Genomic DNA, 21,532 nt, shown 5'->3' on the forward strand with positions numbered 1-21,532 from the left:
CACCTTACTTCGAGCCCCGCAGAGGCCGGCGACTACCAGACGATGTCGTCCAACGACTCCAACGGCGGACGCACCTCGGACTCCGGCACCACGAACGTGTCCGCGTCACGCACGGGGGCCGGGAACGCGAACCCGCACCGGCGCTCGATCTCGCCGAGCGCCACCTGGAACACCCGGAACTCGTCGAGGTCCAGCGACTCCAACCGGTCCAGGTTCTGGCTCAGCACGAAGGCACGCGCGACGAGGGCGCCCTCCCGGACGAACACGATCACCTTCCAGTACTCCCGGGGCAGCTTCACCCCGCGGAACACCCGGTCGTCGTCGGCGAACACCGGACCGCCGTACACGCTCAACCGCAGCCGGTCGGCCTCGGCGCCGTCCAGCACCGCGTCCTCAAGGCGCCCCCACAACCCCTTGCGCGCGCTCTGGTTGAAGTCGTCCATCTGCGGCGTGATGTTGGTGAAGAAGAACGAGTCCCGGTTGGCCTTCTCGGCTTCCTTCTTCGGACCCCACACCAGGTCGGCCCGCCGGGCGAGGTGCCCGCGGTCGAGCCTGTTGTCCCGGTACAGCTCGTCGCCGACCTGGAACTTCGCCGGTATCCGCCGGTCGAGCACGAACGGGATGCCGGTGCGGGGCAGGTTCAGCAGCGCGGCACCGTCGACGTTCCACGCCACGTAGATCGCGAACCGCCGCGTGCCGTGCAACGCCAGCGAGAAGTGCGTGTAGTCGACGACGGTGCGCCCGGACACCTCGACGGCGTCGGAATCCTCACCCAGTTCGGGCAGACCCGCCGCCACCCCGAGGAAGTCGGGGTCGAACCCGGTGCCGACGGCCTCGACCACGGCCGGCGGCTTCACGGCGACGTCGAGCTTCTCGAACACCGACGACGGCAGGCACGCCAACGCGTGCTCGTCCGGGTCGTCGCCCGCCTCGCCGGCGAAGTGCAGCCCGGCCAGCACGCGCGACGTGCGCCCGTTGGCCGACTTGAACACCCACGCCGACCCCGAGTCGCCGCCCTGGCTGATCTCGCCGCCGGGTCCCGGCCGGGCCGGGTCGGGCGCGATCTCGAAGCACCCGATCCGCTGCTCGCCGACGTCGCCCCGGTAGTCGATCTTCACCACGACGTCGACCCGCCGCACGATCCCGTGCGTCACGCCGCTGGTGCGCCCGCTCTTCACGACCTTGTCGCCCAGTTCGGGCTCGCCGATCTCGTCCACGGTCACGCCGAGCCCGAGGATCTCGGTGCCCGCGGCCCGGTCCTCGACCGTGGCGATCGCGCAGTCGCCGGCCGCGCCGAGGTGCGACCGCGCCAGCACGCCGAGCCGGTTGCGCTCCACCCGGTTGTCGTCGTGCGGTCCGGGCTGCACGACGTCCTGGCCGATCCGCCCGGACGTCCCGTGCAGCACGTGCCAGTTGCTGAGCACGTAAGGGGTTCCGTCGTCGCGGTCGTAGACCACGAGCCCGACGGTCCCGGCCGATCCGCCCGGCACGCCCACGCTCACCCCGGGCACCACCGGGTCGACCCGGCTCTTGCGCTCGGGCTTGTCGGCGGCCTCGACGACCCGGAACTGCGTGCGGTAGTCCCGCTGGACCACGTCGGTGGGCACCTCGACGCCGCCGACCTGGATCGTGGCCGGCAGCAACGCCGTGCCCAACGCCTCCAGCCGCTCGGGTTCCGCCTTGCGCCGCACGGTGAACTGGATGGCCACCCGGTCGGTCGGCCGACCGCCCTCGATCTTGTGGCCGACGCCGATCGAGGACACGTTCGGGTCGTCGAGGTAGTCCCCGCCGCGGGTGCGCACGAACTCCCGTAACGCCGCTGACAACTGCCCGGTCTTCTTGGCCATCGGTCCCCCTCTGTCACGCGTTCCGGTGGCCTGGCTGTCGACCCGGTCACGGGCCGTGTTAGCCAACCCCCACGGCTCTCACTCGATCAGCCCAGCCTTCCGAGAACAGGTGACCACACGGTGACCGAAACCCCAACGGTCGACCAACGCCGGTGATCACGTCAGCACGGGGACACCCCGGTCTCCACACCACCCGTCCACGCGCCGACGGACACCGTCTCCCGCCCGTCGACCAGGCAGAAGTAGTAGGTCGGCTCACCTTCGAAGACCGCCGGGTGGCGCACGGCGACGGCGTCGAACGCGCCGTCGATCCCGGCGTCGCGCAACCGGACGACCGCGTCCCACTGCGTGAGGTCGAGCTGCCCCAGCGGTCCGACGCCGGACGCCGGCCGTTCCCACGCCCGTGCTTCGACGAACGTGCCGTCGGGCGCATAGGCGTAGGCGAAGTCGCCGCCCTCGCCGTCGGTGCCGAACCCGATCAGCCACTCCGTCGCCTCGCCCGGATCGGACGTCGGTGCCGCGAACGTCCCGTAGGCGCCGTAGACCTCCGATCCGGGATGTTCCCCGGCGGCCAGTGCCACGGCCTCGGCGATGATCACCGGCAACCCGACGGGTTCACCCGACCGGGCAACGGCGACCGGCGCGAGGCCGACCATGGCCAGGACCACCGCGACGACGACTTTCACGACCCGCATGACTTCCTCCTGACGACGTGCCCCCACCCGATTTCCGCCCCTGGCCCCGCCGGCCGCCGGACGGGTGCCGGTTTTCGCCCGTTCAGGGGTGGGTAAGGGAGCGGGGAAGGAGTTGATCCGCCACGATGCGGGCGGGTCGAAGGGAGGGCAAACCGATGTCCACTCCGGAACAGCACGGCACCGGTGCCGTCGTGGTCGGGTTCGACGCGTCCAAGCGGGCGTGGGACGCGGTGCGCTGGGCCGCTGCCGAGGCACGCGGCCGGAACCTGAAGCTGGTCGTCGTGTACGCGGTGCGCAACGGTCTGCCCGAGGTGGCGTTCACCCCTACCCCGGCACCGCTGCCCCAGCTCATCGGCGACGAGGTCGTCCACGACTACGCGCGCGACAAGCTGGCCGAGGTCACCGCCGAGTTCCCCGACGCGGAACCGCTGCTGCTCGACGGCCACCCGGCCGACCTGATCGAGCAGGTCGCCGAGGAGGGCGAACTGCTCGTCGTCGGCGCGTCCGGCGCCACGGGCCTGGCCCGCGTGGTCACCGGTTCCGTCGCCGCGCACGCCGTGCACCACGCCCGCACGCCCGTGGTGGTCGTGCGCGAGGGCGGCGTCCAGGACGGCCCGGTGGTCGTCGGCGTCGACGGTTCGCCGACGGGCGCCCGCGCGGTGGAGTTCGCCCGTGACCACGCCGCGCGCCACGGCCTCGACCTGGTCGCCGTGCACGCCCTGACCACACAGCCGTTCGAGGTCCTCGGCCCGACGCAGGGCTGGGAGTACGACCCGGCCGTGGCGCAGTCGGGCGCCGAGGCGCTGTTGGCCGAGTCGGTGCCCGACGGCCGGGTGCCGGTGACCCGGGTGGTCGCGGCGAACCGGCCCGCCGAAGCGTTGATCGAGTGGAGCGAGCGGGCGTCGTTGGTGGTCGTGGGCACGCACGGGCGGGGCGCGGTGCGCCGGGCGCTGCTCGGTTCGGTCAGCCACGCGCTGCTGCACCACGCGGTGTGCCCGCTGGCCGTGGTGCGGGCGCCGGAGGACTGAACACGGACTAGAGCAGTCCCCGGTCACGGGCGTAGAGCGCGGCCTGGGTGCGGTCGCGCAGCGACAACCGGGTGAGGATCCGCGACACGTGGTTCTTCACCGTGCCCTCGCTCAGGTGCAGCCGCCGTCCGACCTCCCGGTTGGTGCACCCGGCCGCGACCAGCCGCAGCACGTCCACCTCCCGCCCGGTCAGGTCGTGGTCCCCGACGACCGGCGGCCGGTTCCCGTCCAGGGCCTCGGCCAGCCGCGCGACGGCCGCCGGGTCGAACTGCGCCACGCCCGACGCCGCGAGCCGCACGGCGGCGGCGAGTTCGGCGGCGGGCCGGTCCTTGAGCAGGTAACCGACGGCACCCGCCCGCAGCGCCCGCACGACGTAGTCCTCGTCGTCGAACGTGGTGAGCATGACGACGTGCGCCTTGCCGCGCAGCAGCGTCGACGCGTCGAGCCCATCGAGCACCGGCATCCGCACGTCCATGAGCACGACGTCGGGTGCCAGGACCTCGACCGCCTCGATCGCGGCCCGCCCGTCGCCGGCCGTGCCGACCACGGTCACCCCGTCCTGGAGGTCGAGCAGCGCCGCGATGCTCTCCCGGATCAGCCGCTGGTCGTCCACGACCAGCACGCGCACGTCGCTCACCGGGCCCGCCGGGGGATCGTGACGGTCAGCCGGGTGCCCAGGTTGGGCGCCCCGGTGACGTCGAGCCGGCCGCCGACCTGGGCCACGCGTTCCCGCATGCCCAGCAGCCCGTAGCCCTCGGGCCCCTGGAAGCCCTTGCCGTCGTCGGACACCACGAGCGAGGCGACCGACGCGCCGCAGTACACGGCGACCGACACCGAGCCCGCCTCGGCGTGGCGCAACGCGTTGGTGACGCCTTCCTGCGCGGCCCGGTACAGGGCGAGCTTCTCCCCCGGCCCGTAGAGGTCCTCGTCGCCCTCGCAGGTCGTGGTCACCGCCAACCCCCGGGTCAGGTCCTGCAACGCCGCCGCGAGCCGGAACGGTTCGCGCAGCGTCCGCACGGACCGGCGCACGTCCTCCAACGCGCGCCGGGCCGACTCACGGGCGTCGCGCAACGCGCCGTCCACGACGTCGGGGTCGCGGTCGCGGAACGCCTCGGCCTTCTCCAGCAGCACGGCCACGGCGGTGAGGTGGTGCCCCAGCCCGTCGTGGATGTCGCGCGCGACCCGGTTGCGTTCCGCCGAGGCCGCCAACGCCACGACGCCGCGTTGCTCCTCGACCGCGACCGCCGCCATGGCCAGCGTGAGCACCAGGCCGATCGTGAACATCACCAGGTCCGATACCTGTTCGACGTGGTGCGCCCAGCCCGGGACCGTCAGGTGCAGGGTGGCCACGACGAACACCAGGCACGCCACCCCGACGGCCAGGGCCACCCTTCTGCCGAACGCGAAGTACGCGGTGAAGGGCAGCAACAGGAACAGGACCCGCGCCATGCCGGCGCCGTCGCCCCACGCGACCAGCAGGAACAGCAGGCAGCGCGCCGGGAACAGCACGGTCTCGGGTAACCGGCGGGCCGGGAGCAGGTCGAGCACGACGAGCGCGACCAGCCCGCCGACGAACGGCACCGGACGCGTGTCGCCGAGACCGGCGAGGCCCGCATACCCGCCGGCCAGGAGCACCACGCCGTACAGGAGCGGCGGGAGCCAGGGAACGGGACGCATCCGCGCAGGCTACAACGGTTCAGCAACAATGCGTCAGATGCGGGTTGTCAGGTGCCGATCGGCACGGGCGGTGTGGCCGTCCGGCACTGCTCCGACGGGGGCTCGCATTTCTAGCGTGTGGCGCCATGACGTTCCTGCGACACTTCGGCGCGGTCTGCGGCGCCCTGTCCGGCCTCCTCATCGCCGTTCCCGGCGCCGTCGAGGCGTTCACCTCGGAGACCGCGCCGACCAGCCTGCTGCTGGGCCATTCCGCCGCGTTCGCCGCGCCCCTGATCACCGCCCTGTACCTGACCCAACCCCGGACGACCTTCACCCGCGTGGCCTACGCGGTGAACGTGATCGGTCTTGCCCTGTTCGGCGCAGCCGCCTACACCCTGAACGTGGTGATCTTCTTCCTCCCGCCGGACGTGGTCGCCGGGACGACCCGGATCGCGTTGTCCACGGCCGCGTTCACGTTCATCGCGGGCACGATCCTGTTCGGCGTCGCCATGCTCCGCGCCCGCACCCACCCCCGTCCGGCCGTGTGGCTGTACCTGACCGCCCTGCCGGTCTTCACGTTGGCCGCCCGCCTACCCGACACCGTATGGACGAGCGGACTGCACGTGGTGGTCGGCGCTTCGTTGGTGTGGCTGGCGTTCTCGGCCTACCGCACCCCCACGGTGGCGTAGAACGCCACTACGCTGGCCCCGGAAGGGGAAGCCCATGCCGAACGTGTACGCCGCTCCCGGCCGCGTCAACCTGATCGGGGAGCACACGGACTACAGCGACGGGTTCGTGTTGCCCGTCGCGATCCCCCAGGTCGTCGAGGTGTCGGCCGTGCACCGCGACGATCGGGCGGTGCGCGTCTCGTCGGCGCAGCGGCCCGATGTCGTCGAGGTCCACGACCTCGTGCCCGGCGCGGTGACGGGGTGGGCGGCCTACGTGGTGTGCGTCGTATGGGCGCTGCGGGAAGCCGGGTACGACATCGGGGGTTTCGACCTCCACGTGGACGGCCGGGTGCCGCAAGGCGCCGGCCTCTCGTCCTCGGCCGCCCTGGAGTGCGCCGCGGCGCTCGCCGTCACCGATCTGTCCGGAGTGGACGTTTCACGCCCGGAGCTGGCGAAGATCGCCCGCCGGGCCGAGAACGTCTTCGTCGGCGTGCCCTGCGGGATCATGGACCAGTCGATCTCCCTTCTCGCGCGGGAAGGTCACGCGCTCCTGCTCGACACGCGGTCCCTGCGGTACCGGCACGTCCCGTTCGACCCGGACCGGGCCGGGCTGGACCTGCTCGTCGTCGACACCGACGCGCCGCACCGCCTGGTGGACGGCGAGTACGCCGACCGCAAGGACGCGTGCGACAAGGCCGCCGCGCTGCTGGGCGTGCCCGCGCTGCGCGACGTCACCCACCCGCCGGACCGGCTGCCCGGCGACCTGAACCGCCGGGTCCGGCACGTGGTCACGGAGAACCGCCGGGTGCGCGAGGTCGTCCGACTGCTCGACGCCGGCGACATCCGCCGGATCGGACCGCTGCTCACCGCCTCCCACGAGTCGCTGCGCGTGGACTACGAGGTGACGGTCCCCGAACTCGACGTCGCGGTGGACGAACTCCTCGGCGCCGGCGCGCTGGGCGCGCGGATGACCGGCGGCGGGTTCGGCGGCTGCGTGATCGCCTTGTGCGCCAAGGACAGAACGGACAACGCCGTGGCACGGGTGACCAAGGCGTTCCACAGTCGAGGATTCCGCACACCCACCGCTTGGACCACGCGGGCCTCCGAAGGCGCGCGGCGGATCGGGTGACATCGCACCCGATGTACACGTCGCCATCGGCGCGATGTCACCTTCACCGTGTACGCATGCAGGAATGCGCCGAGTAGTCGCCACCGCGGTCGTCACCACAGTCGTCACCTCCCTGCTGCTGCCGTCGCCCGCCGTCGCGGCACCGGCGCTCACCCGTGATCCCGTGGACGTCATCTACGCCCGCGACCACGCGTTGCACGTGCTCAACAACGGCGCCACGGACGACGAACTCACCCTCCGCACCGAGAAGCTCGCCGGGGACGCGTGGTCGTTCTTCCGGGGCACGTCCCCGCTCTACTACCGCGACCTGGGCGAACTGCCCGCCTCGGCCTACGCGTCCGGCACCGCGTGGCTGACGGGCGACGCCCACCTGGAGAACACCGGCGCCGACCGCGGCTCGGACGGCACCGAGCAGTACCAGCTCACCGACACCGACGACGCGTGGCCCGGCTCGTGGACGTGGGAGCTGCGCCGCGAGGCCGTGTCGATCGTGCTCGCGGGCCGCGCGAACGGCCGCACCCCGAGCCAGATCGCCACCGACGTGGACACGTTCGTCGCCGAGTACGCCCAGTGGATCGACAAGTTCCACGGCACGAACGACGAGGCGACCTACCGCCTCACCAAGTCGAACACCTCGAACCTGTCCGAGGACCTGATCGACAAGTCCGACGACGACACCCGCGCGGACCTGCTGGCCAAGTGGACGTCGGGCGGGCAGTTCAAGTCCCACCCGGAACTGCTGCCGGTGACCGCGTCCACGCGAGCGAGCGTCGTCAGTGCCGTCGCCGCCTACCGCACCACGGCCACCACGCCGCTGTCCGCGAGCAGGGCCACCGTCAAGGACGTGCGCCGCCGGATCGGCGCGGGCACCGGCAGCCTGGGCCGGTCCCGCTGGTACGTGCTCGTCGAGGGCGACACGACGAGCGCCTCCGACGACCGCATCCTCGAACTCAAGCAGACCGTCGACCCCGCGCCCAAGCCGCTCGCGCCCGGCGCGTCCACGCTGACCGGCGGCGAACGCCCGGCCAAGGCGTTGCGCTGGCTGGTGAACCGGTCCGACCCGTTGGCCGGGTGGGCGTCGGTGGGCTCGGTTCCCGTGCTGGTCAAGGAGAAGTCGCCGTACGCCGAGGACCTGGAGATCGGCGACCTCGACTCGTCGACGGTCTGGGACGACACCGTGCGCGACGTCGCCCGCCTGCTCGCCGCCGCGCACTCGCGGGCCGACCAGGACATCGCGGGCACGGGCCTGACCTACTCCGTCGACGCCGCGATCGACGCCGCCATCACGTCCGTGTCCGGACTCCAGTCCGAGACGCGGACGTTCGCCTTCTCCTACGCCGACCAGGTCACGACCGACTGGCAGGCCTACGTCGTGGCCAAGAACTCCGGACGACCGCTCTTCTGAAGGAGAAACCCTTGTCACCGCTGTCCCGACGGACCCTCATCGCCGCCGGCCTGGTCGGCGCGGGTGCCACCGTGCTCACCGCGACGTCCGCGCAGGCCGTCGCGTACCCGTTCACGCTGGGCGTCGCGTCCGGCGAACCCGCCGCCGACGGGTTCGTGATCTGGACCCGCCTCGCGCCCAACCCGTTGGCGGCCAACGGGTTGGGCGGCATGTCCTCCGCGTCCGTGGCCGTCGAGTGGCAGGTCGCGGAGGACGACCGGTTCACCACGATCACGCGCACGGGCACGTTCACGGCCGTGCAGGCCGCCGCGCACAGCGTGCATGTGGAACTGTCCGGCCTCCAGCCGGGCCGGGAGTACTTCTACCGGTTCCGCGCGCAGGGCCACATCTCGCCGGTCGGCCGCGCGCTCACCACGCCGACCACGGGCTCGTCGCTGACCATGCTGTTCGCGTCGTGCTCGCACTACGAGGCCGGGTACTTCACCGCGTACCGGCGGATGGCCGAGGAGCACCCGCACCTGATCCTGCACCTGGGCGACTACATCTACGAGGGCGCGGCGTCGTCCACACAGGTCCGCAGGCACGCGCCGACCGTGGAGATCGACGACCTGGCCGACTACCGGGTGCGGCACGCCCAGTACAAGACGGACCCGGACCTCCAGGCCGCGCACGCGATCGCGCCCTGGGCCGTCGTCTGGGACGATCATGAAGTAGAGAACAACTACGCCAACCTGGTCCGCAACGACTCGTCGCCGGCCGGGGACTTCCGCGCCCGCCGGGCGGCGGCGTACAAGGCGTACTGGGAGCACATGCCGCTGCGTAGCGCGCAGGCGCCCGTGGCCGAGAACATGCAGCTCTACCGCCGGGTCCGCTGGGGCAACCTCGCCACGTTCCACCTGCTCGACACCCGGCAGTACCGCGACGACCAGGCGTGCGGCGACGGCACCAAGGTGTGCCCGGAGGCGGACAGCCCGACCCGCACGCTGACCGGCGCCGCGCAGGAGGCGTGGCTGCTCGACGGTCTGCGGCAGAAGCTCGGCACGTGGGACTTCCTGGGCCAGCAGGTGTTCTTCGCGCAGAAGCTCGCGTCGGCCGACGGTGCCAAGTCGATGGACTCGTGGGACGGCTACACCGCCAACCGCGACCGCCTCCAGCGCGGCTGGGACGCGGCCGGGCTGCGCAACACCGTCGTGCTGACCGGCGACGTGCACCGGTCGTGGGCGAGCAATCTGATGCTGGACTACGACGCCCAGGACCGGATCGTCGGCACCGAACTGGTGACCACCTCGGTGACCTCCGGCGGCGACGGCAACGCGGCCGACACCGGCACGTCGCCGCTGAACCCGCACGTCAAGTTCCACAAGAACCTGCGCGGCTACGTCCGTACCGTCACGACGCCCGCGCAGGTCTCCGTGGACTTCCGGTGCGTCGACAAGGTGACCGTGCGCGACTATCCCGTCAAGACCGTCCAGAGTTACGCCATCGAGGCGGGCAACCCCGGATTGCAGGCGCCGTGAAGAAGATCATGACCCTCGCCGCCACCGCCGCGCTGCTGCTGCCGGGCACGGTCGCCTACGCGGCCGACGTGGTGTGGACGACCGTGAACACCGACTCGACCGGCGACCAGGACAACGCCTCCGTGTCGTCCGTGCGCACCGGCTACACGGCCGTGGTGTGGGAGGACGACCGCGATTCCTCGGCACCGGGCGATCCCGCGCACAGCGACGTGTGGATCAGGCTGTACCTCGACGGCGTGTCGCAGTACGAGAAGAAGCTGTCCGCGGGCGGCACCGGCACCTGGCGCCACGTCCAGCCGGACGTGGCGTTGCACGAGGACGGCAGCGCGGTCGTCGTGTGGTCGGAGGACCCGGACGGCAACGGCTTCTACAACATCGCCCTGCGCACGGTGTCGCCGTCCGGCGTCGTCGCGGGCTCGGGCACCGCGAACGCCTCCGCGACCGGACAGCAGTACTACCCGGCCGTGGCGGCGGACCCGGACTCGCCCGGCTTCGCCGTGACCTGGGAGGACAAGCAGGACACCACGAACCCGACCGTGCGCGTGGCCGGGTTCGCGTCGCTGACGTCGAAGTCCTACGAAGCGCAGGTCAACGGCGCGGGCGGCACGCACCAGCGGCCGGACGTCGCCGTGGGCGCGGCCGGGAACGCGATCGTGGTGTGGGACGAGGACGGCGACGCGAACGGCGCGTTCAACGTGGCCCGCAAGATCCTCACCCCGGCGGGCGGGGTGAAGCTGGCCCAGGGCGTGGTGAACGCGACGACAGGTGGTCAGCAGCGGCACGCGTCGGTGGCCGCGAACTTCAACGGCGACTTCGCGGTGGCGTGGGAGACGGGGGCCCAGGTGGGCGTTCGCTCCTTCACCTACCTCGGCGCCGCTTCGTCCACTGTGGATACTGTCCTGCCCGGCGCGGACCCGCAGGTCGGCATCGACGACCAGCGGAACGCGGTGGTCACGTCGGTCGAGACCGGTGATGTCGTCACGCAGGGCCTCAACGCCGACGGCACCACGGCGGGCCGCCTACCGAGACAGACGACCGTCCGCACCGCCGCCGACCGTCAGGACGAGCCCGCGTTGGGCGTGGACGGCTGGGGTCTGATCACCGTGGTCTACACGGACGACAACGACGGCAACCAGTTCGACCAGGTGTACCTGGGCAGCGGGTGGGTCAACAGCACCTGGTGACACCCCTGCTGTTGCATCCGACCCCGGCCGTGCGATGTAGTCCACGGACGACGACGGACGGGGTCGAAGTGGCTTTCAGCGCGGTCACGGACGAACACCGGCTGGGCGGCTTCTGGCGCCGCCTGGCCGCGACGGAACGCGTCGCCGTGGCCGCGGTGGCCCGCTACCGGCGCTACCGGTCCGGCGCCCGCCTGCTCAGCGCAGGTGAGCAGGGCGGGTGGGCCGCCGTCCTGCACCGGGGCCGGGTGCGGATCGTCGACGACGGCCGGGTGCTGGGCACGAGGTGCGCGGGCGACATCATCGGCGAGCACGCGTTGGTGGACGACGGAAAACGGCCACGTACGGTCGTCGCCCACACGCCGATCCAGGCGTTGGTCATCGGCCGCGAGGACTTCAACCGCGTGGTCGACAGACATCCCCACGTCCTATGGGTGGTGTCGTCCATCGCGTTGGAACGCTTACCCGATCCGGGAACCGCCACCGACGACGCGTTCACCAAGGTCGTGCGCTTCCTGGTCCGGGAGGCCGAGGGCGCGCGGACGGCCGCCGTCCGCTTCTCGTCCCAGGAGGAACTCGCCCGGATGCTGGCCGTGTCCCGGGCGTCGGTCGTCCGGGCCATGAGCAGCCTGCGGGCGGCCGGGATCGTCGAGACCGGCAAGGGCGGCGTGACCGTGCGGGACGTGGCGGCCCTACGAGCCCGCTGCGGCCTGGTCTGACTCCCACTGCCTGAGGAGCTTCTTGGGCGCCCGCCCGACCCACGCGTCGGTGATCAACTCTTCGAGATCGTCGACCCCGATGTTCTCCAGCCGCACCAACACGATCGCCGACCGGTCGAAGTGCGGGGTCGTGAAGTAGACGTCCGGGCTGTCCGCCAGCAGCGCTTCCTTGATCCCGAAGTCCGCCACCCGCGCCGCGAGCACCGGCCCGTCGGGCGCGTCGTCCCCGAGTGCTTCCAGGTCGCCACGGCGCAGCGGCCGGTCCCAGACCAGCAGCTTGTCCGCGACCCGCCACGCGGTCATGTCGTCCATCGTCGGACGTTCCGTCGTCCCCGGCAACGCGAACACCAGGTCACGCACATCATTCCAAGTGGCCACGACCGGACCCTAGTCGGTTCCGGACTCATCGGCAGCGAGCATCACTCCCGCCAAGTTCCGCAGGTGGCGCAGGTGCGGGATCAGTCGTGCCGACCACACGCTCACCCAGCCTTCCAGCAGCGGCGCGTCCGCGAGTACCTCGATGGCGTAAGTCTCCGGATCGAAGTAGTCCCAGGCGGTGATCAATTCGGTCTGGACACCGACCCTCGGGTCTCGTGCGTAGCCGGCCAGTCGGACGATCGCCTCGGCATCGCCCGTCTGCCAGGCAGTGCGCACCGTCGCCTGGGCGGCATTCTCGCTCAACCCGGTCAGGTTCGGCGGAAGGTAGCGCAGAACCCGATGTCCGATACCGCTCAACGACCTCGTCTCCCGCAGACTCCGGGGCGGGACGAGCTTCGTCCGGATCATCGTCTCGATCCCGGCCAGCAGCACGGGGTCGATCTCGGTCACCGTCTCCAGGCACGCCGCCGTCAGCAGGCGCAGTCGTCGGGCGTACCGCGGTTCCCGCTCCGCACGTTCCAACAGCTCCGACAACAACTCGCGCAACTGCGGCCGTTTCGCGTGACCGCAGGCCATCACGATGGTCTCCCACCAGGAATCCCGGTGGGCGTTGGCCACCAGGGTGTGCACCTGGTGGTCCTCCATCGCCTCCTCGGCCGCGAGGAATTCCTGGAACGTCCGGTGCACGAAGTCGACCCGGCCAGGAGTCGGCTCGCGGAGCACACCGCTGCGTGCCAGCAGAAGCCCGGCCACCTCGTCGGCATCGAGATCGACGTTCGGCATTCCCGGAAGCTTGTGCCCCAGGTACTCCAGCATCGTCGACGTCGCCATCTCGGCCCGGTTGCCGGTGGTCAACCGCCAGGCAAGGTCCCGCAGCAAGGCGGTCTTCTCGGCCGTGTCCAGGGGACTGTCGATGCCGCGTTCGCTGTCCCGCAGGTGCAGCAGCATGTCCAGAGCCTTGCGGTACAGGTCGATCCTGTTGCGCGGCAACTCGGCCGTCCGCTCCAGGTTCAACGCACACAGCATCGCGCACAGCAACGGGTTGGTCGCCAGCATCCGCAGGTGCGGCCGAGCCGACAACTGGCGTCGCAATCGCTCCTTGGCCGCGGGCAGTTCGGAGATGTCGCACGGCAGGGAACGCGCATCGGCCGCCGCAGCGTGCCACCGATCCACGAACACCTGGATGTCCGGCGAAGACATCCGGTCGAGCGTCACCGAGGAGAAATCCTCGTCGGCCAACCACAGCCGATCAGCGGCGGCCGGCCGCGAGGTCACCACATACGTGGCCTCCGGATACGCCGAGCACAGCTCTCGCAGCCATTCCCGGACGACCCGTCGTCTCGTCGGCGGGACCTCGTCGACGCCGTCGGCCAAGACCAGCGCGTCACCAGTGCGCAAGCGTTCGCGCACCCATCCCTCAGGCTGTTCGGCCGCGAGCAGGTCGAACACGAAGTCCTCCGGCGCTGGCAACGTCGCATTCGGGAAGCGTGCCAGCGTTACGAGGAACGGAACGCGACCGTTCCATCGGACCAGTTCACCGGAGAATCCGGACCGCGCGGCGGTCACCGCGATCCAGTGGAGCAACGTTGTCTTACCTGACCCGGCATCCCCCAGCACCAGCACTCGGGAAGAGGCTGACAGGGCCCTCTCCACCCGTGTGGTGCCGTGGTCCCGTCGAGCCGTGGCGAACCAGTCCTTGATCAGGTCGGTCCTGGCACGCCGCCGTTCCTCCGAGTTCACGCTCAAGCTCAGGTACGCCATGCTCAATGCGAGCCGGGGTCGGTTGCGCATCGACAGGCCGAGCAGGTCGAGCCGGTCCAGCGTCGACGCCACGAACGCCAGGTAGTCGTCCCGGAACCGCTCCCCCGCAGCCGGTGCGGGCAGCCGGTCCAGCAGCACGTCCAGCTTGGAAGAGATCGAAGTCAACCGCCGCAACGACGCCACCGCCGACACACCCTGGAACTCCGGCAACTCCCGGGCCAGGTGCGCCAACGCCACACACGCCCGCCGCAACGCCGCGTCGTACAGCTCGGCCGCCCGGGGCTCCGGTCCCGCCCGCCGCACGGCCAACGGCTGACCACGCCGGATCTCCTGGTACAGCGCCACCGGATCGAGGTCGACCCCGACCAACGCCTCGTCGGACAGGTCGGCGTCCGCCAACGTGTCCGTCACCGCGTCGAGCGCCGCCGTGACCTCATTCTCCGGCAACCCGTGCGCCAACCGCGCACAGGCGGGCGCGAGCTTGGCCGTCACCTGGTCCTCGACCTGCCACAACGCCGACAGCACGTCCCGCTCGTCCCGAGGCAGCGGAAACCGCGCCCGGATCAACGAGGTCAGATCGCGCCCACGCCGACTGTCGGCCTTGCGCTCGCGGAACCAACTCGCTGCAAGCTGCTTGACCAACGCCTGGCAGATCCGACCGACCGCGGCCTCGACTCCGGTGATGGCGACCTCCCTCGACGTGCGAGGGAGGTTACCGTCAGCCGAAGCGCCCGTTCACGTAGTCCGCCGTCCGCGGGTCGACCGGATCGGAGAAGACCGTCGAAGTGCGGCCCTGCTCCACGATGTGGCCCGGGGTCCCGTCCTCGGCGAGGAAGAACGCGCAGTGCTGCGACACGCGTGCCGCCTGCTGCATGTTGTGGGTGACGATCACGATCGTCACCTCGGTCCGCAGGTCCGCGATGGTCTCCTCGACCCGCCGCGTGGACGTCGGGTCCAGCGCCGAGCAGGGCTCGTCCATCAGCAGCACGTCCGGCCGCACGGCCAACGACCGGGCGATGCACAACCGCTGCTGCTGCCCGCCCGACAACGCACCGCCGGGCTGCCGCAGCCGGTCGCGGACCTCCTTCCACAACCCGGCCCGGGTGAGGCACTCCTCGACCAGCGACTCGCGCTCGGCGCGCGACACCGACGTCCCCGTCAGCTTCAGCCCCGCCGTCACGTTGTCCGCGATCGACATCGCCGGGAACGGGTTGGGCTTCTGGAAGACCATGCCGATGCGACGGCGGGTCTCGGTGATCCGGCGGCCCGGTTCGTAGATGTCCTGGCCGTCCAACAGGACCGAGCCCGCCAGGGACGCCGCCGGCACCAGCTCGTGCATCCGGTTGAGGATGCGCAGGAACGTCGACTTGCCGCAGCCCGAGGGTCCGATCAACGCGGTCACCTCGCCCGCGCCCATGGTCAGCGAAACCCGGTCCAGCACCTTGCGCTGACCGAACCACGCCGACACGTCCACGGCCGCCAACGTCGCGCCCAGCGTCAGTTCCAGGTCCACTTCGGTCTGCACGAGCGCGAGCCTAAAGCACCCGACGGCACCCGAAAGCGAACAGCGAGTTCACCACGCATGACCGGAAAACGGGTTGGCTGCGCGTTCACCACGCGGGCGTGGTGCGAAAGCGCAACCTTTCCCGGCCGGTGGTGGTCCACGCGACCTGACGTGAGGCACCGTTCACATCGCAGCAGGAAACCGTTGAGGGACAAGGAGAAACTCCCGATGCGCTCCACCCTGACCAAGGCCGCCGTGCTCGTCGCCGGCCTCGCGACCTTCGTCACGCTCGGCGGCACCGCGCAGGCCGACCCCGGCGCGGGCGTCACCCCGGCCACCACCGACCTGGTCGGCGTCGGCTCGGACACGACGCAGGGTCTGCTCAACACCCTGGGCAACCTGTACAACACCAAGACCCCCGCCCCGGCCAACAAGGTCTACTCCTGGGACGCCACGGGTTCGGCCACCATCACGCCGAAGTCCGGTGCGCCGACGATCACCCGCCCGAACGGCTCCGGCGCCGGTGTCGCGGCCCTGATCGCCGACGGCACCACGCACAACCTCGACTTCGCCCGTTCCTCCAGCGGCCCGAAGACCGACGGCAGCCAGGCCAACTACGCGTTCATCGAGTTCGCCCGCGACACGGTCACCTACGCGACCGCGACCACCTCCAGCGTCCCCACCACGCTGACCACGCTGGCGCTGAACAAGCTGTACGGCTCGGCCGCGGGCAGCGTGGACTGCAACCGCAACGCCTACCTGCCGCAGGCCGGTTCCGGCACGCGGTCGTTCTTCCTCGCGAGCATCGGCCTGACCACGCCGGGCACCTGCGCCAAGGACACCTTCGCCGGTGCCCCGGTGCAGGAGCACAGCGCGGCCCCGCTCGTCGGTGACCCGAACGCCGTCGCGCCGTTCTCGGTCGGCCGTGCGATCGGCCTGGCCGGCATCAAGGTCAACACGATCGACGACTCGGTCCGCCCGACCGGCAAGGCGCCCGCCGTCACCGCGCGCGTCAGCCCGACCACCGGCCAGACCGTGACCTCCGGCGGCGTCGTCGCGTACGACCGCCCGCTGTTCAACGTGATCCGCAAGGCGGACAAGACCGTCGCCAAGTTCTCGGGCTTCTTCGGCTCGCTGGGCTACATCTGCACGAACGCCAACGCCAAGGCGGCCATCGACGCGGCCGGCTTCCGCCGCGCCCCGGGCTGCGGCACCGACCGCAACTGACGCCCCACCTCCTCCCGAGCCCGGCGGCCCGACAGGGTCGCCGGGCTCACCCGAATCCCGAATCCGCCGCTGTGAAAGGAAAGTCATGCGTTCCCTCGCCGTCCTCGGCATCACCGCCGTCCTGATCGCCGTCCCCACGACGACCGCCCAGGCCGCGCCCGCCCCGATCACCGTCCCCGGCTACGAGTTCAGCCTGATCGGCGAGTACGGCCTCGCCGGTCTGACCAGATACCAGGGCACGGTGGTCGGCGGTATCACCGGCGCCGACTACGACCAGGCCACGGGCGAGTTCCGCCTGCTGTCGGGCGACCGCGACAACGCCCGGTTCTACACCGGTTCGCTGAGCCTGTCCGGCGCGTGCCCGAAGCCGAAGATCACCGGCGTCTCCCGCCTGCGCGGCACGTCCGCCGGCGTCGACCCGCAGGCACTGCGCTACGACACCGCGACCGGCAACGTCCTGTGGGCCGACGCCGGTTCCGTGACGAAGAAGCTCGACCCGTCGGTCCGCGAGGCCGACAAGAAGGGCAACGCCGTCGCCCGCTTCGCCACGCCCGACGTGCAGAAGGTCGGTGTGCAGAAAGGCTTGTCGCTCAGCGGCCTGGCCCTCACGGTCGACGGCGTCGCGGTCCTGACCACGACCCGCGGCCCGCTGGCGCAGGACGGCACCCTGATCCGCTTCACGCTGCACGACCGCGCGTCGGGCGACCCGCTGGTGCAGTTCGCGTACGGGTCCGACACGGGCGCCGAGGTCACCGAACTGCTGGCCGTCACCGAGACCCGCTTCCTGGTGCTGGAGCGCACCGGCCGGGACGCGAAGCTCTACGAGGTCGACTTCGCCAACGGTGCCACGAACATCGCGGACGTCCCGGCCCTGGCCGGCGAGCAGGTCGACACCCTGTCCAAGCGCCTCGTGCTGGACGTCTCGCGGCTCGGCGTGCGGACCGACGAGCTGGAGGCCCTCACGTGGGGCCCGGTGCGGGCCGACGGTGCCCGCAGCCTGATCTTCGTGTCGGACAACCACCTGAAGGCGACCAAGCGCACCCAGCTGATCGCCGTGAAGGCCGTCGTGAGCTGAAGACTCTCCCTCAGAGGGCTCCCCGACGACCAGCGGGGAGCCCTTTGCCGTCACGTAGCCCGATCGGGGTGATCTGCGGCGAAGTCCCCGTCCCGGAGGAACCCGGCGGGAGTGCACCGCTCAGCCTTCGCTCGAAGGCCCGTCCGAAGGGCTCTGCGGAATCAGCTTCGCGAGTTCCGGGTCACGTGCCAACATCGAAAGAATGAGAGTCACCCCGCGATGGGTCTCCTCGACCTGCGCGACCAACTTCTCGACCTGAATCTGCTGAATCCCCTCGACCTGCTTGAGGCGGGTCTCCAGAGCCCTGATACGGGCGTCCAGATTGCGACCGTTCACGACGCTCATGGACCGATGATACCGGCCACCTCTTCGGCTTCGCCTGGCCGAGAAGTGGCAAAGCCCCCGGAATCCGCCGGGGGCTTTGTCACACGAATAGATCAGAGCAGGTTAGGCATCACGACCACGGCCACGTGCTCGTACACCTGCCAGGAAGCCCCCAACAACACGGGAAACCCGACCAGCCAGGTCTCCCAACGCCCCCAGCGCACGGCCGCCCACGCGACACCCACCACGGCCGCCAACAACACCTGCAACCACAACACCAGCGGCACCAGGCCGGACGAGTCGTGCGCCAACACGTCCTCCTCCTTGCCCACCAACGAAGGCCGCGGCCCGGCCGGCACCGGGACATCCAACAAGGTGGCGTCCACGTACACCGACCGCTCGGCCCGCAACGGCAACCCCAGCACGTCACCCCCCTCGGCGGTCACGAGCACCAACCGCCCGACCCCCTTCCCCGGCGACGGCGGCACCGGATCACCGGACCGCCGCACCCCGTCGACCCGGTAGGTGAACCGCCCCTGCCCGGTCGTCGCCACGATCTCGTCCCCGGCCCGCAACGCCGTCACATCCCGAAAAGGCGCCCCGAACGTCACCGCCCGCCCCATCAACACCGACACCCCGGCCTGCCCCGGCAACGGACTGGTCCGCCGATGCCCCGGCCCGTCCAGCAACTGCGCACCGGCCGTGCCCTCCACCACCACCTGGGTGATCCGCAACCCCGGGACCGACAGCACCGCCACCGGCCGACCGGGTTCGATCGCGCCACTGAACGGCATTTCGATCCCGGCCAACTCCTCACGGGCCTGCGCGTACAGCACGTCCTGGGCCCGCTCGTACCGCACAGGCCCCACCAGCAGCAGGTAGGCGGCGAAGTTCAACAGCAGCAACGAAAGCGACAGCAGCACGACCGTCACAGGGGATCTCATCGCCGGAACAGCCCGCCGAAGAACCGCCGCACCGGGTGGCCGGGCGTCGCGACGACCGTCGCCAACGGCGCCATCACCCCGGCCAACACCCCGAGCCCCAACAACCCCGGCAGCAACCACCGCCCGGCGGACGAGGACTCGACGCGCGTGGCCGCGCTCGTCACCGGACGCGCCGACGACGTCACCACACTGGGCTGGGCCGACACCGAAGTGGTCGCGACGGGTGCCGCCGGAGCGACCGCCGGCCGGGCAGCGGCGGCGACCGCGGACCCCCGCCCGGACGGGTTCGACACGACGCTCTGCGGCGCGGGCGGCACGTCGCCCTTCTGCTCCCGCACCGCACGCGCCACCACCCGCGCCTGCTCCCGCAACGGCTCGGGCAACGGCAGGTACCCCACGGGCAACTGCCCCACGCCCACACCGGCCTGCTGACCCGCCCCGGCGGCGTACTCCAGGAACGCCGCGTACCGCTCCCCCTCGCCGGCGGGCAGCCCGCGAGTCGGCACGGCCGCGTACACCAGCACCGTCCCCGGGTAGGCCCGCCCGTCGGTGCGGGTGTGGTCGATCGTCAGCACGCCCGTCCGCTCGTCCAGCACGGTCGTCGCCACGCCGAACGTCAACGACTCGGGCGTGGGCACGACGAACTCCCCGGTCCGCGATCGCAATGCCGCCGAGGGCAGCCCGAACACCAGGCTGTCGCCCAGATCCGTGATCGCCAGCAACGCCCGGTTGCCGGTCTGCTGCCGTTCGGGCCGCTTGTAGACCAGCTTGCCGTTGTCGATCGTCTCGTTCGTGGTCGCGGTGGGCCGGGCCTGGACCAGCGCCACGGCCGCGCCCACCACCGACGCCACCTGGTTGGCCACCAGGTTGAACCAGAGCTGTTCCTTGTAGGTCGGCGAGTTCGCCGGGACCCTCCAGTCGTCCCGCAGCTCGAACCGGTCGTAGGGCAGCACCTGGGCCGCGAACTTGGGGTTGATCTTCATGCCCCACCGGTCCGGCGTGCCGCCCAGGAACGCCAACGCCTCGGCGTCACTGGCGATGTAGGCGGTCAACGCCCAGGTCAGGTCCATGTCACCCTGCACGGCCACGGGGTAGGCCGACGGCGCCACGTTGATGTCGCGCAGCCGCAGCCCCCCGTTGACCTCCACCAGCTCGGGGTCGTTGCCCCACCAGGTGGGGTTGCCCGAGATCGCCGGGTGGGTCTCGATGCCCGGCGCCGCGCCCGTGTAGGACTGGGTCAGCATCTTCAGCAACAACCTGGGTGTCAGCTTGAGGTCGAGAACCTCGCGCCCGTCCGCGTCGTCGAGCACGAAGCTCACCGAGAACCCGGACACCGCGACCGGCGCGTGCCCGACCGGCGCCCCTTCGACCGCGGCCACGGGTCGCGACGTGAGCACGGCGTTCACGCCGTCGGCCCGCCGTTCCCGCAGGTTCGCGGTGAACTGGCGACGCGCGTCACCTTCACCCAACGACGTGTACCCGAGCTTGAACAGGTTGCCGTCCAGGCAGAACTTGGGCCGCCACGACGCCATCAACTGGCCCAGGTAGGGCGAGCCGGTCAACGTCGTCTCCGACCGGTCGTCCGCCGTGCACACCTGCGGGCTCTTGCGGAACGACAGCGGGAACGCGAACCGCCGACCCCAGTTCGTCGGCGTCTTCCACGTGGACGCGTCGCGCATCGACGAGTAGTCGGTGGCGTGCGGCAGGCAGCCCGCCTTCCACTCGTCGAGCAGGATCTGGTCCTCGGGCACGCAGTTCGGATCGCCGACCGGCACGACCACCAGCGAGCACGCGTTCACGTCCGAGCACCCGACGCTGGGCATCTGGTCGGCGGTCAGCAGTTCGATGTCCGCGGATCCGGTGCCGTCGGCTCGGGTCTCGCCGATCAACGTCGGCGGCAGCACGAAGTTGTACGTGTCCTGCGACAGGTCCGGCGGCGGGCCGGGCAGCACGCTGCCGTCGGGCCACGCCACCGGGTGCCCGGTGGCCGGGTCGACCTCGACCTGGTCCCACGAGTAGCGCTTGCCGTCGCGCGCGGTGAACGACATGACCGTGTACAGGTTCAGGCCGATGTCGCCGAAGTCGCCGAACAGCACCGGATCGTAGGGCTGCGCGTCGTTGAACGTGGCGGGCTCCATGCCGCGCCCGGCCGCCCAGCAGTTCTCGCGCTTGACGTCGGCCGGGGCGCCCCAGCACTGCATCACGACGACCGGGTAGCTCGCGCCGACGCCGGACCCGGCCGTGGGCCGCAGTCCCGACCACGACACCTTCACCCGCTGGCGCACCAGGTCGGCGGTCTGCGACACGGTCACCGACCCCTCGGCCGGGCCGCCGGAGTTGTAGTGCTCGTCGAACGTCTGCGTGGCCGTGACCGGTTCACCGCTGCCCGCCCCGGGCACGACCACCTCGGCGGCGGCGGGCGCGGAGAGCCCGACCAGCACGAAAACCAGTCCCAACAGGACAGTCCTGCGCAT

The 21,532-nt window shown here is 71.1% G+C and carries 19 protein-coding genes; 9 read left to right on the forward strand and 10 right to left on the reverse strand.

Going from position 1 to position 21,532, the window contains the following annotated elements; all coding sequences use genetic code 11:
* Positions 1 to 32 precede the first annotated feature (32 nt).
* Both F4559_RS21680 and F4559_RS21685 read right to left on the reverse strand, forming a co-directional pair.
* Positions 33 to 1,847, reverse strand: a complete 1,815-nt coding sequence (locus tag F4559_RS21680) for a DNA/RNA non-specific endonuclease (RefSeq protein WP_184671405.1) — start codon at positions 1,845 to 1,847, stop codon at positions 33 to 35.
* Between the two features lie 161 nt (positions 1,848 to 2,008).
* Positions 2,009 to 2,542, reverse strand: a complete 534-nt coding sequence (locus F4559_RS21685; protein ID WP_184671407.1) for a hypothetical protein — start codon at positions 2,540 to 2,542, stop codon at positions 2,009 to 2,011.
* Between the two features lie 155 nt (positions 2,543 to 2,697).
* On the opposite strand from F4559_RS21685, the gene F4559_RS21690 reads away from it, so the two are divergent.
* On the forward strand, positions 2,698 to 3,570 hold the full coding sequence (locus F4559_RS21690) for a universal stress protein (protein ID WP_184671409.1): 873 nt from the start codon (positions 2,698 to 2,700) through the stop codon (positions 3,568 to 3,570).
* Between the two features lie 7 nt (positions 3,571 to 3,577).
* On the opposite strand, the gene F4559_RS21695 is transcribed toward F4559_RS21690, so the two are convergent.
* Positions 3,578 to 4,207: a response regulator gene (locus tag F4559_RS21695; RefSeq protein ID WP_184671411.1), complete on the reverse strand. Its 630-nt coding sequence runs from the start codon at positions 4,205 to 4,207 to the stop codon at positions 3,578 to 3,580.
* On the reverse strand, positions 4,204 to 5,247 hold the full coding sequence (locus tag F4559_RS21700; protein ID WP_184671413.1) for a sensor histidine kinase: 1,044 nt from the start codon (positions 5,245 to 5,247) through the stop codon (positions 4,204 to 4,206). Before F4559_RS21700 ends, F4559_RS21695 begins: the two co-directional genes overlap by 4 nt.
* A gap of 125 nt (positions 5,248 to 5,372) precedes the next feature.
* Between F4559_RS21700 and F4559_RS21705 the strand changes: the two genes are divergently transcribed.
* From F4559_RS21705 to F4559_RS21730, 6 genes are all read left to right on the forward strand, one after another.
* Positions 5,373 to 5,915, forward strand: a complete 543-nt coding sequence (locus F4559_RS21705; RefSeq protein WP_184671415.1) for a hypothetical protein — start codon at positions 5,373 to 5,375, stop codon at positions 5,913 to 5,915.
* 34 nt (positions 5,916 to 5,949) lie between these two features.
* Positions 5,950 to 7,023: a galactokinase gene (gene galK / locus F4559_RS21710; protein WP_184671418.1), complete on the forward strand. Its 1,074-nt coding sequence runs from the start codon at positions 5,950 to 5,952 to the stop codon at positions 7,021 to 7,023.
* Positions 7,024 to 7,087: 64 nt separating this feature from the next.
* Positions 7,088 to 8,428 (forward strand): DUF2252 domain-containing protein, encoded by a 1,341-nt coding sequence (locus F4559_RS21715; protein WP_184671420.1) that lies wholly within the window; start codon positions 7,088 to 7,090, stop codon positions 8,426 to 8,428.
* 11 nt (positions 8,429 to 8,439) lie between these two features.
* Entirely contained in the window at positions 8,440 to 9,945 is a 1,506-nt protein-coding gene (locus F4559_RS21720; RefSeq protein WP_184671422.1) for an alkaline phosphatase D family protein, read from the forward strand.
* Positions 9,942 to 11,129: a hypothetical protein gene (locus F4559_RS21725; RefSeq protein WP_184671424.1), complete on the forward strand. Its 1,188-nt coding sequence runs from the start codon at positions 9,942 to 9,944 to the stop codon at positions 11,127 to 11,129. The genes F4559_RS21720 and F4559_RS21725 overlap by 4 nt, the downstream gene beginning before the upstream one ends.
* A 68-nt stretch (positions 11,130 to 11,197) precedes the next feature.
* Positions 11,198 to 11,845 (forward strand): Crp/Fnr family transcriptional regulator, encoded by a 648-nt coding sequence (locus tag F4559_RS21730; protein ID WP_184671426.1) that lies wholly within the window; start codon positions 11,198 to 11,200, stop codon positions 11,843 to 11,845.
* Here F4559_RS21730 and F4559_RS21735 read toward each other — a convergent pair.
* From F4559_RS21735 to F4559_RS21745, 3 genes are read right to left on the reverse strand one after another with little or no spacing between them, the layout of a single operon-like run.
* Complete coding sequence (locus F4559_RS21735) at positions 11,819 to 12,223, reverse strand: MmcQ/YjbR family DNA-binding protein (RefSeq protein WP_184671428.1); 405 nt, start codon at positions 12,221 to 12,223, stop codon at positions 11,819 to 11,821. The two genes, F4559_RS21730 and F4559_RS21735, sit on opposite strands and share 27 nt — an antisense overlap.
* 9 nt (positions 12,224 to 12,232) lie before the next feature.
* Complete coding sequence (locus F4559_RS21740) at positions 12,233 to 14,668, reverse strand: NACHT domain-containing protein (RefSeq protein ID WP_376774721.1); 2,436 nt, start codon at positions 14,666 to 14,668, stop codon at positions 12,233 to 12,235.
* Between the two features lie 34 nt (positions 14,669 to 14,702).
* Complete coding sequence (locus F4559_RS21745) at positions 14,703 to 15,479, reverse strand: phosphate ABC transporter ATP-binding protein (RefSeq protein WP_221448243.1); 777 nt, start codon at positions 15,477 to 15,479, stop codon at positions 14,703 to 14,705.
* A 237-nt stretch (positions 15,480 to 15,716) separates the two neighbouring features.
* Here F4559_RS21745 and F4559_RS21750 point away from each other — a divergent pair, with 237 nt between their 5' ends.
* Positions 15,717 to 16,715, forward strand: coding sequence for a type 2 periplasmic-binding domain-containing protein (locus F4559_RS21750; protein ID WP_184671434.1), 999 nt, complete (start codon positions 15,717 to 15,719; stop codon positions 16,713 to 16,715).
* Between the two features lie 85 nt (positions 16,716 to 16,800).
* Positions 16,801 to 17,790, forward strand: a complete 990-nt coding sequence (locus tag F4559_RS21755; protein WP_184671436.1) for an esterase-like activity of phytase family protein — start codon at positions 16,801 to 16,803, stop codon at positions 17,788 to 17,790.
* 120 nt (positions 17,791 to 17,910) lie between these two features.
* On the opposite strand, the gene F4559_RS21760 is transcribed toward F4559_RS21755, so the two are convergent.
* From F4559_RS21760 to F4559_RS21770, 3 genes are all read right to left on the reverse strand, one after another.
* Positions 17,911 to 18,135 (reverse strand): hypothetical protein, encoded by a 225-nt coding sequence (locus F4559_RS21760; protein WP_184671438.1) that lies wholly within the window; start codon positions 18,133 to 18,135, stop codon positions 17,911 to 17,913.
* A 92-nt stretch (positions 18,136 to 18,227) separates the two neighbouring features.
* The gene (locus F4559_RS21765; protein ID WP_184671440.1) at positions 18,228 to 19,058 is read right to left on the reverse strand and encodes a sortase domain-containing protein; all 831 of its coding nucleotides are present in this window, start codon (positions 19,056 to 19,058) and stop codon (positions 18,228 to 18,230) included.
* Positions 19,055 to 21,532 (reverse strand): type 2 periplasmic-binding domain-containing protein, encoded by a 2,478-nt coding sequence (locus tag F4559_RS21770; RefSeq protein ID WP_184671442.1) that lies wholly within the window; start codon positions 21,530 to 21,532, stop codon positions 19,055 to 19,057. Before F4559_RS21770 ends, F4559_RS21765 begins: the two co-directional genes overlap by 4 nt.

The sequence above is a fragment of the Saccharothrix violaceirubra genome (assembly GCF_014203755.1).
GTDB lineage: Bacteria > Actinomycetota > Actinomycetes > Mycobacteriales > Pseudonocardiaceae > Actinosynnema > Actinosynnema violaceirubrum.

Excerpts from the sequence above, each read along its gene's own strand:
- F4559_RS21680 (WP_184671405.1), bottom strand. The coding sequence starts at position 1,847 with ATGGCCAAGAAGACCGGGCAGTTGTCAGCGGCGTTACGGGAGTTCGTG.
- F4559_RS21685 (WP_184671407.1), bottom strand. The coding sequence starts at position 2,542 with ATGCGGGTCGTGAAAGTCGTCGTCGCGGTGGTCCTGGCCATGGTCGGC.
- F4559_RS21690 (WP_184671409.1), top strand. The coding sequence starts at position 2,698 with ATGTCCACTCCGGAACAGCACGGCACCGGTGCCGTCGTGGTCGGGTTC.
- F4559_RS21700 (WP_184671413.1), bottom strand. The coding sequence starts at position 5,247 with ATGCGTCCCGTTCCCTGGCTCCCGCCGCTCCTGTACGGCGTGGTGCTC.
- F4559_RS21705 (WP_184671415.1), top strand. The coding sequence starts at position 5,373 with ATGACGTTCCTGCGACACTTCGGCGCGGTCTGCGGCGCCCTGTCCGGC.
- galK (WP_184671418.1), top strand. The coding sequence starts at position 5,950 with ATGCCGAACGTGTACGCCGCTCCCGGCCGCGTCAACCTGATCGGGGAG.
- F4559_RS21715 (WP_184671420.1), top strand. The coding sequence starts at position 7,088 with ATGCGCCGAGTAGTCGCCACCGCGGTCGTCACCACAGTCGTCACCTCC.
- F4559_RS21750 (WP_184671434.1), top strand. The coding sequence starts at position 15,717 with ATGCGCTCCACCCTGACCAAGGCCGCCGTGCTCGTCGCCGGCCTCGCG.
- F4559_RS21755 (WP_184671436.1), top strand. The coding sequence starts at position 16,801 with ATGCGTTCCCTCGCCGTCCTCGGCATCACCGCCGTCCTGATCGCCGTC.
- F4559_RS21760 (WP_184671438.1), bottom strand. The coding sequence starts at position 18,135 with ATGAGCGTCGTGAACGGTCGCAATCTGGACGCCCGTATCAGGGCTCTG.
- F4559_RS21765 (WP_184671440.1), bottom strand. The coding sequence starts at position 19,058 with ATGAGATCCCCTGTGACGGTCGTGCTGCTGTCGCTTTCGTTGCTGCTG.
- F4559_RS21770 (WP_184671442.1), bottom strand. The coding sequence starts at position 21,532 with ATGCGCAGGACTGTCCTGTTGGGACTGGTTTTCGTGCTGGTCGGGCTC.